We start from the raw sequence: 9852 nt of genomic DNA, 5'->3' as shown, positions 1-9852 counted from the left end.
AAGGCAAACGAAAATCCTGCGCAATTCGGTATGAGCTTTTCCGGCAATCGCCTTATCGTTCAATCGGCTCGGCGGCGGCCGAGTCTGCATCCTGGGCCTCGGCAAACAATCGCTCGACCTCCTCCGGCGCGACCGGGCGGCTGTAGAGATAGCCTTGAGCGATGACGCAGCCCTTGTCTCGCAGGAAGTCGGCCTGCGCCACCGTCTCCACACCCTCGGCGATCACAGTGAGGTCCAGCGATCGGCTGATCGCGATCACGGCATCGCAAAGCGCCATGTCGTTGCGATCATCGGGAATGTCGCGCACAAAGCTCTGGTCGATCTTGATCTTGGTGATCGGTAGCCGTTTCAGCCGACTGAGTGACGAATAGCCAGTGCCAAAATCATCAATCGCAATGCCGACACCTTGCGTGCGCAAGGCCTGGAGCCGGCTCACGCCCAGGTCAGCACGGCGCATCACGAAGCCCTCACTCACCTCGAGATCGAGGCAATGCGGAGGCAGACCCGTGTCGGCGAGGATGCGCTCGACATCGGCGACGAAGGCGCGATCATGGATCTGGCGACCGGCGATATTGACGGCAATGACGCCGAACGCGAAACCCTTCTCGAGCCAGCGCTTTCCTTGGGTGCAAGCGCTGCGCAAGACCCAGCTGCCGATATCCCCGATCAGGCCATTCTGTTCGGCGATGCGAATGAACCTGGCCGGCGGGATCGTGCCTTGCTTTGGATGCTCCCATCGCAGCAGGGCCTCAACCCCCAGTAGCCGCCCGGATGAGAGATCGACCAGCGGCTGATACAGCAGCCGGAACTCGTCGTTATCGAGGGCATCGCGCAGCGCATTGTCGAGAAACACCTGCTCGAAGGCCGCTGCCGTCATCTCGGCGGTGTAGAACTGATAGGTGTTTCCGCCCTCTTCTTTGGCACGGTACATGGCTGCATCGGCGTTGCGCAGCAGCATCGCTTCGGTGTCGCCATCATCCGGATACACGCTGATGCCAACGCTGGCCGTTGCGCCAACCTGACTGCCGTTAATGACGACCGGGGGCTTGAGGGCCTCGATCAGCTTGCGCGCGATCGCGGCAATGCTCGCCGAGTTGTTGACCCCCTCGAGCAGGACGATGAACTCATCGCCGCTGATGCGAGCAACGGTGTCACCAGTGCGCAGGCTATTCGTAAGGCGCTGAGCGAACTCTTGTAGCAGCTGATCGCCGGCTGTGTGGCCAAGGCTGTCATTGATGTGCTTGAAGCGATCAAGGTCGAAGAACAACAGCGCCAGCTTGCCCTTGGTACGCTGCGCCTGGTGCAGGCTATGACGCAAACGGGCATTCAAGAGCAAACGGTTCGGCAAACCAGTCAGGGCATCATGCTGGGCCAGATACTCCAAGCGTTCTTCAGCCTCTTTGATCGGCGTGATATCGGTGAAGACACCCACATAGCCCCTAGCCTCGCCCTGAGGGTCGCGCACCGCGCTAATGGTCAGTAGCTCCGGATAGACCATCCCATCCTTGCGCCGATTCCAGATCTCCCCGCGCCATTGCCCCGTCTCCAGCAGAGACTGCCACATGGCCTGGTAGAAGCCATGCTCGTGCCGACCGGACTTCAGGAGGCGCGGGTTTTCGCCGATCGCCTCGTCGCGTCCATAGCCAGTCACATCGACAAAGGCCTGATTGACATCGCGGATCTCGCCGTCGAGCGTTGTGATGATGACACCCTCGGCGGTGTTGGCAAATACGGCGGCGGCCTCCCGCAGCTTCTCCTCCGCCGCCTTGCGCTCGCTGATGTCGAGCACGATTCCGTCCCAGAGCACGCCACCATCGGCTGACTGATGCGGCAGAGAACGCACCGCGATCCACTTTCGAGTCCCATCTGGCAGACGTTGCGGAAGCTCCATGTCAACGATGCTCAGATCGCAGGCAGAGCGTTCATTCGCGGCATGAACCGATTCATCGTAGGGTGCCTCGGTCAGACTGAAGACCGATCCCGCATCGGCAAGCATATGCTCGCGACTGATGCCCAGAATCGTCTCGACACCGCGCGATGCATAGGTGAAGCGGTAATCTCCGTTCCGGTTGCGGTGAAGTCGGTAGATCGCCCCACCGGGAAGGTTGTCGCCGACTGACCCCAGACGCTCAGCGGCGTCTCGGGCAATGGCTTCGGCCTGTTTGCGCTCGGTGACATCGAGCATCAAGCCCTCAAGGACGATCCTGCCCTCATGGTCGTTGTCCGGCACCGCACAGCCCTGCTCCCAAACCCATCTCAGGCTGCCGGCTCGGTTGTGGATACGATATTCGCTCTGGAAGGATCGGCCAGCCCTGACAGCCTGCTGGACCTCATCCCAGACGCGCTCCCGATCGTCAGGATAGATCAGCTCGGCGTAGGCAATCCGAGCGTTACCGATGAGCTCGGCAGGGACATAACCGGTGCGTCTTTGGGCTGCTCGACTGACGTAACGCATGGTCCAATGACGATCGTTCTCACAGCGATACACCATGCCCGGAAGGTTCTCGACCAAGGTCGAGAAGCGCCGCTCACTCTCTTCGCGTCGTCGCAGCTGCGCGCGAAGCAGCACGAACAGCAGGAGCGAGGTCACCGCGACGAAGCCCAAGCCCTTAGCCGTCTGCAGCAACAAGACGGTTTGCGGGAGAATGCCAAACAAGGTCAGCAGCCAATCTGAGGTCAAGATCCAACCGACAGCGATCAGCCCATAGATCACCGCTGCCTGTAACGCGGAGCGAGAAGCCGACCGTTGGTCGCGACGTTGCGGCATGGTCATACTTCGAGAGGAACTGACATTACGCCACCATTGTCCACAAGGCCCAAGGCTCCGAGTGCCCGGCCGTGGTGATACCGATCGCCACCCAGCATTAAAACCTGCTGCAGCGCAACCTGCTCTACACCGCCGTCACGCGCGGCAAGCGGCTGGTCGTGCTCATCGTCCAGCCCAAGGCACTCGCCATCGCGGTGCGCCGGCCGGGCAGCCAACGGTGACTCGGCTGCGCCAACGGTTGCAAGACATCTTTGGCAACAGTCACCAGAACGCGGCAGCGGACTACAGCCGCACCCCGAATGTTCTAGATCCCCAGCAGCCTGTCAAACTTGGCTACCGCCGCCCGCTTGCCAACTTGGTGGACGGACCGTCTTTCTGGGTCTTAATCTGGGCGTTGTTGGGCTGTGCTGCCCTAGACCAGCTCGGCTAGCGCTATCTCCAAGCCATCCAGCATCGACGGCCTGATTCGGTGTGGCGCCTCAAGCTGAAGGCTTGTTTGGTAGGCACCGTTCTCGGGCTCCCGATACCCCCAGATGGCCCGCGCGGGGATGTCGATCAGCCATGCCTCGGGAATGCCGAATCGGGCGTACAGCGGCAGTTTGCACTCCCGGTCATAACGAACGCTGCTGTCGGCGATCTCGATCACGAGTAAGACATCGTCGGCCCGTGGATGCTCGGCGGTGTAGAAATCGTCCCGCGGCTTGAGCACGGCGATGTCGGGCTGGGGGGCGCTGAGATCCCCGAGCAGGATCGGATCTTGGGTGGAGACGATGGCGCGCCTGCCGATCGCTTCGATGAGCAAAGAGGTCAACCGCTTGGTGCGGCCTGCATGTGGCGGGGCGATCGGCGGCATGTCGATCATGACTCCTTCGATCAGCTCGATCCTGGCCTCAGGGTCTAGCACGCCGGCCTCGCCCATGAGAAAGAACTCTCTCACGGTGACCTGGTGCGGCTGCGGTGTTGGCAAGGCGTTGGCTTGCATGCTGATCTTGAGCAAAAGGCGTGGATAGAAACGCCCGTTGAGGGTAACGACCTGAGAGGACTCTAGCAAGGATATCGAGGCCATCAAACAGGTGCCTCAGGGATCATTCGACGGGTGCAGAGTCTAGACGCATCGCTATGCCGCAATGCAGACTGCGGCCACTGCCGCAAAGTCGCCCGAGACCGAGGCCCGAATCCGATGCCAGGACTGCTCACAAAGACCCTCATCCTTCTGCTCAGCAGCGCCGTCATCAGCGGCTGCGCCAGCACTGCACGGGAGCTGATGCCGACACCGGTCGTCTACCAGCAGCCCAGTGGACAGCCGTTGTTTGACCCGGAACGGGAAACGCGGCGGCACCCGGATGTTGACTTGCTCTACATCACCGACCGCGCACTGCCCACCCCAGAAGAGGTCGAGCGGGCGAAGCAAGCAGGAGAGACCCTCCCCTATGGTCAGGAGCGAGCGCGAAGAATCGCCTTTGGGTCGGCGCAGGTTCAGCTCGTCCCCGCACTCGATTGGCAGGGGCTTGCCGAGCAGAGCCAGCTTGCCGAGCGCACCCGCCCAGTGGAGCTGGAGCTTGGCGAGGTCAAAGAGCTGGGAGCCTTCCCGGACGAGCCCTACAAGATCAAGCGCAATCCGCAAGGCATGCTGTTGCGGGATCGCGACCAGCTGATCCGTCATGCCGCGGCCAGAGAGACGCTCCAAGACGAGATCAGACGCCGTCTCGAGCACTCGCCCACGCGCGAGGTCATGCTCTACGTGCATGGCTTTAATGAGACGTTCGCCAGCACCGCCTTCACCACTGCCGAGCTGTGCCATTTTCTCGGCCGCGAGCCGGTCTGCAGCTTCTTCACCTGGCCGGCCTCGACCACCGGCAACTTCCTGATCTCTTACACCAATACCACCGAGACCGCTGACTTCGCCGTGGCGCACCTGAAGAAGACCATCCGCACCATCGCCACGATGCCGGAGGTGAAAGGGATGCATGTCCTCGCCCACAGCCGAGGCGCCGCGGTCACCCTCTCGGCAGCCCGTGAGCTGGCGCTCGAGGCCATCGCGGCCGGCAAAGAGCCAGCATCCCTGTTCAAGGTCAAGAACCTGGTCTTGATGTCACCGGACATCGATATCGACATCGCCTCGCAGCAGCTGACCGGCTTCATCTCCGATCCCGACTTGGTCACAGTCTGGCCCGAGGCGCGTTTGCCACGCACCCTCGATGGGCGCCTGACCGTCTACTCCTCGCCCAAGGATCGCGCCTTGCAGGTCTCGCGCATCCTGTTCCGCAGTCGCAACCGCGTTGGCCAGTTGACCCCGGATGAGATCACCGACACGGCCCAGCGTTACCTCGAAACCCGCGGCGGCACTGATCTGATCGCCTATGAGGGCAAGCGCACAGACCTGTTCGGACACGGCTACTTTACGACCAATCCGCGCGTCAGCTCCGACCTCATCCAACTGATCCGTTTCGGCAAGAAGCCCGGTGATCCGGGCCGCGAGCTGATCCGCACCGGACGCGTCAGCTGGCGCATTCCGAATGAGGGCGAACCGGGCATCGCGACCGATGGGACGCCAGTGGCCGATCGAGCCCCTATGTTGCAATGAGCGCTTCGCCGATGGCCAATGACGCTGTGACAACAGCCCCCGAACAGCTGCGCACCCTGCTCGACCAAGGCGGGCTGATCTCGATGCCCTGCTGCGGCGATGCGCTAAGCGCCAAGCTCATCGAGCAGGCCGGGTTTCCACTGACATTCATGTCTGGCTTCGCCGCCGCTGCGCATCGACTCGGCGGCCCGGATACCGGACTGATGTCTTATGCCGAGGTCTTGGATCAGGGCCGCAACATCCTCGAAGCGGTCAGCATCCCGGTCATCGGCGATGGCGATACCGGCTACGGCAACCCGTTGAACCTGCAACGTACGGTACGCGGCTTCGCCAAGGCCGGCTTCGCCGCGATCATGCTCGAGGATCAGGTCGCGCCGAAGCGCTGCGGCCATACCCGCGGCAAGGCCGTGGTCGAGCGCGAGGAGGCCTTCGATCGCATCCGCGCCGCGGTCGAGGCGCGCGATGCGGGCGCCGATATCCTGATCCTGGCGCGCACCGATGCGCGCGCCCTGCTCGGCCTGGATGAGGCGATCGAGCGTGCCAACCGTTTCCGCGAGCTCGGCGCCGACCTCCTCTTCATCGAGTCGCCAGAGACCCGTGAGGAGATGGCGACCATCTGCCGCGAGGCGCCCGGTATCCACCTTGCCAATATGCTCGAGGGTGGAATCACACCGATCCTGCCACCGGCCGAGCTCGAGGCCCTTGGCTACCGCATCGCGGCCTACCCGCTGACCTTACTGGCGGCGGCCATGCAGGCGATGACCGAGGCGTTGGATGCGCTCAAAGCGAGCCGTCATCCGCAAGGGCTGATGGCCTTTTCTGAGGTGCGTCGCCGTCTCGGGTTTGATGTCTATGATGCCGAGGCCGCGCGGTTTGGCCCCAATCACCAAACTGAGGTCAAGGCTTGAGCAACGACTCTCTGCTCGAGGTTATTCTCGCCTGCCGTTTCATCCAGGCCCCCGACCTCGACACACTCGACCTCAGCGGCTTCAAGGATATCCAATGGCGCGCAGATCGCTGCACGCCAAGCTCGATCCTCTGCTTCCGGCGCTTTGATGACGGAAAGAGCGACGCCGAAATCATCGAGCGCTATCTGGCGAATAGCCCGTTTGGCGCCCTGATCATCACTCGCGCGCTGGATGCCCATGGCGCTCAGTTCTCAAGGCCCTCGGGTCCGTCACCGCTGCAGGGGCGACAGCCGGAGCCGCTACCGGCGGCACTCAGCGGGCGTCCCATCTTCGTCACCGCCCCGGATGCCTGGGGCGAGACGCTGGAACGACTCTGCGATCACTTCTATCCGGTGCGACCGGCGCAATGGCAGATCGCAGGCGTCACTGGCACCAATGGCAAGACCACCACCGTCAAGTACCTCGAGTCGATCCTACTCGCCGCCGGACGCCGCGTGCTCAGCATCGGCACGCTCGGGCTTTCGCTGAATGGCCAGCCCCTGGCCGAGACCGGCTTCACCTCACCGCCGTATATCGAGCTAAGGCGCATCCTGCATCACTATCGCACTGAGGCCGACACCCTGGTGATGGAGGTCTCCAGCCATGCGCTGCATCAGGGCCGCGTGCATGGGTTGCGCTTCGCGGCGGCGGCCTGGACCAACTTCAGCCAGGATCACCTCGACTACCACGGCGACGAGGCGAGCTACTTTGCAGCCAAGGCGCTGATCGTCGATCAGCTCGCCGACGGCGTGCCACTGCTCACGACCAGTGCAGAGGTCGAGCGCCGGCTGCGCCTCGAGCACGGAGCTGATGTGCCGATTGTACTGATCGAAACGCCGCGGCTGCCGGCCGAGCCCGATCCGCTGTCGCCAGCCACTCAGCCCATCAACAACGAAGCAGTCGATCGAATCGCTGAGCAAGCAACCGAAGGAGCAGCCGAACCAGCCGCGGACCAGCCCCTTGGCTCAGTAACGATAAGCGACAGCAGCGCAGCAACAGAAAGCGACAGGAGCGCACCATTGCCCGCTGAGGCTCTGCAGGCTCGCCGGTTCCTAGCGCTAGGTTACAATCGCGCAAACTATGCGCTCGCCTGCGCGCTGGCAACCCGGCTGCTCGGTGCCGCGCCTGAGTCGCCTTGGCGCGCGTTGCAGCCAGTCGCCGGGCGCTTCGACTGCCTCGTCTACCAACAGCGCACCATCGTGATCGATTTCGCGCACAGCCCAGACGCGCTCGAGAACATCCTCGGTGCGATTCGCGAGGCCTTTCCGCAGGCGCAGCTCCTGACCCTCTTCGGCTGCGGTGGCGACCGCGATCGTGCCAAGCGTCCGCTGATGGGCGCTGCTGTCTGCCGTGGCTCGGATCAGGTGATTCTGACCTCCGATAATCCGCGCTTCGAAGACCCGCAAGCGATCGCCAATGACACCCTCGCCGGGATGACGGACTGCAACGCACCACCTAAGGTCATCTTGGATCGGGCCGAGGCCATCACGGCGCTGTTCGACCATCTCGCAGCCCGACCCGCCAGTGAACCCTGGGTCGCGCTGATCGCTGGCAAGGGTCACGAGCCCTACATCGACCAGCAAGGGGTGAAGCGCCCCTACAGTGATCGCGAGCAGGTGCTGCAGAATCTCGGCCGGCTCGGTTGGACGTGCTGATGAGGATAGGCTTAACCGCAAGCGCCAGCCAGGCTGTCTGGCACCCGCTCCTGCCCGGTCTTTTGCTGATGGGCCTTGCGCTGATCGGCCTTTCACTGATCACCGGCTGCGCTGGTAGCGGCAGCCACTCATCCATGACCATCAGCGACTGCATGGCACCGGTCCGCGCCGAGTCCAGCGACATCCGCCGCAACCTCGCTCGCATCGAACGCGCACCGCTCTGCTATCGGCGGCAGCAGGTCCGTGAGGGCGGCTTCCACTGGACCTTCCACATCCTGGAGCATGAAGGGTTTCCACAGGGTCCATTCTGGGTCTTGCCGCATGACAACGAAAACACCGCCTTTGATGTCGCAGTGCAAACAGTCATCGACTACGGTGGCGGTCTGCTCGCGGTCGATAGCGGCGGCCAACGCAACTTCCTTGGCCAGGACCCAAACCGCAATTTCAGCCGCTCCCGCGCCGAATCCGGGCTTTGCCGCGGCCAACTCCAGGCAGCCCCAGGCTACAGCCAAGCGGTGCTGGATCATTATCGGAGTCGCCGCAGCCCGATTCTCGCCTTGCACAATAATCATGATGGCTGGAGCGGCAACGGGGGTATCGGCACCATCTCGCTAGCTCGTGAAGGCGCTGCGCTAACGGCCTATCCGGGGGACTATTCGAGAACCTCTTCGGCGACCGATTCAGGCCGCAGCAGTCACCGACTGCGCGATGAGGACAACCTGGTGTTCGTGGTCGGCACAGCTCCCCTCAACGCCGATCCGGTGCTCAAACGTCGGGTTGCGGCACTCAATGCCGCGGGCCTCAATGTGATGCACAAGCAATTGAGCAGCGGCAATTTCGATTGCTCACTCTCCGATTATGTCGCCCGTCATCGGCTCGGCGAGTATTTCAACATCGAGGCCGAGCACGGTGACCAGCTGGCCCAGCAGGAGATGGTCGCGCGACTGCTTAAGGTGCTCGGTATCCCACCGCTCAAGGCGCGCACCAAGAGCTCGCCCTTTCTACAGCACTAGGCCGGGTCTAGACCGCAACAATCGGCACTCGAGTGATGGCCTGGCGCGCCCTCTATTCGACTCCTACCGGCCTAGCACTCGGCGTGCTGCTAGCGCTGCTGTGGCCGGCCGGCGCGGCATGGGTGGGCTGGCTCGGCGATGTCTTCCTCTCTCTGCTGAAGGTCCTGATCCTTCCTCTGATTCTGGTCTCGATCTATGCGGCGCTGGCGCGTGGCGTCGATCTGGCCCGCCTTGGTGGCCGCACGCTGGGCTTCTACCTACTTACCTCTGCGCTCGCAGCAGTGACCGGCACCCTGCTCGGGCTGCTGTTCTCGCGCGCGATTGAGCCAGGACTGCTGAACCTCGAGCCAGTCGCCAGTGGCGGCGAGGTCTTCGGCGCCGGCTTCAGCCTGGAGCGCCTGATTGCGAACCTGGTGCCCTCGAACCTGTTCGCCTCGCTCGCCGAGGGCAACATCCTCCATATCGTGGTGCTCGCCATCTTTGCCGCGCTGGCCGCTCGCGGCTTGGAGCCCAAGCCACGCCGGCTCCTAGCCGATGGCGCCGAGGCCGTCAACGCGCTGTTGATGCGCATGCTTGCGATCCTACTGGCCCTGGCCCCGATCGGCATCGCAGCGCTGGTCTATGCCAGTCTAGCGAGCATGGACTGGGCCGCCGTGCTGGCGCTGCGGCCCTTCGTTTGGGCGGTCGCGCTCGCGGCCGCGCTGCATACGCTGTTGTTCCTGCCCACGCTGCTCTGGCTGGGCAGCGGGCGGCACCCCTGGCGGTTCTTCATTCAGGTCCGCGCGGCGCTGACAACAGCGCTCGCAACCGCCTCCAGCGCCGCGACCTATCCGGTCTCGAAGCAGACCTTGGAACGGAATGCCGGCGTCAGCCCGGGCACCACCAG

General features: G+C 63.2%; 7 protein-coding genes and 1 pseudogene. 6 read left to right on the top strand and 2 right to left on the bottom strand.

Annotated elements, in window-relative coordinates; all coding sequences use genetic code 11:
- Positions 1-52: 52 nt before the first annotated feature.
- Positions 53-2767, bottom strand: a complete 2715-nt coding sequence (locus tag ACY693_RS09335) for a sensor domain-containing protein (RefSeq protein WP_462321555.1) — start codon at positions 2765-2767, stop codon at positions 53-55.
- Between the two features lie 26 nt (positions 2768-2793).
- Between ACY693_RS09335 and ACY693_RS09330 the strand changes: the two are divergent.
- Positions 2794-3008: pseudogene (locus tag ACY693_RS09330) on the top strand (ATP-binding domain-containing protein); the annotation flags it as partial.
- Between the two features lie 171 nt (positions 3009-3179).
- On the opposite strand, the gene ACY693_RS09325 reads toward ACY693_RS09330, so the two are convergent.
- Entirely contained in the window at positions 3180-3833 is a 654-nt protein-coding gene (locus tag ACY693_RS09325) for a Uma2 family endonuclease (RefSeq protein ID WP_462321554.1), read from the bottom strand.
- Positions 3834-3947: 114 nt separating this feature from the next.
- Between ACY693_RS09325 and ACY693_RS09320 the strand changes: the two genes are divergently transcribed.
- The 5 genes from ACY693_RS09320 to ACY693_RS09300 form a co-directional block, all read left to right on the top strand.
- Positions 3948-5351, top strand: a complete 1404-nt coding sequence (locus ACY693_RS09320; RefSeq protein ID WP_462321553.1) for an alpha/beta hydrolase — start codon at positions 3948-3950, stop codon at positions 5349-5351.
- 11 nt (positions 5352-5362) lie between these two features.
- Entirely contained in the window at positions 5363-6259 is an 897-nt protein-coding gene (locus ACY693_RS09315) for an isocitrate lyase/PEP mutase family protein (protein WP_462321552.1), read from the top strand.
- Positions 6256-7953 (top strand): Mur ligase family protein, encoded by a 1698-nt coding sequence (locus tag ACY693_RS09310; protein ID WP_462321551.1) that lies wholly within the window; start codon positions 6256-6258, stop codon positions 7951-7953. Before ACY693_RS09315 ends, ACY693_RS09310 begins: the two co-directional genes overlap by 4 nt.
- Positions 7954-8021: 68 nt before the next feature.
- A complete protein-coding gene (locus tag ACY693_RS09305; protein ID WP_462321550.1) occupies positions 8022-8966 on the top strand; it encodes a hypothetical protein in 945 nt (314 codons plus the stop codon).
- 35 nt (positions 8967-9001) lie between these two features.
- The coding region (locus ACY693_RS09300) for a dicarboxylate/amino acid:cation symporter (RefSeq protein ID WP_462321549.1) at positions 9002-9852 on the top strand (851 nt) is incomplete at its 3' end.

The sequence above is a fragment of the Halochromatium sp. genome (genome assembly GCF_054919635.1).
The sequence above is the reverse complement of the archived record's forward strand: the minus strand, read 5'-3'. Positions and strand labels throughout refer to the sequence as shown.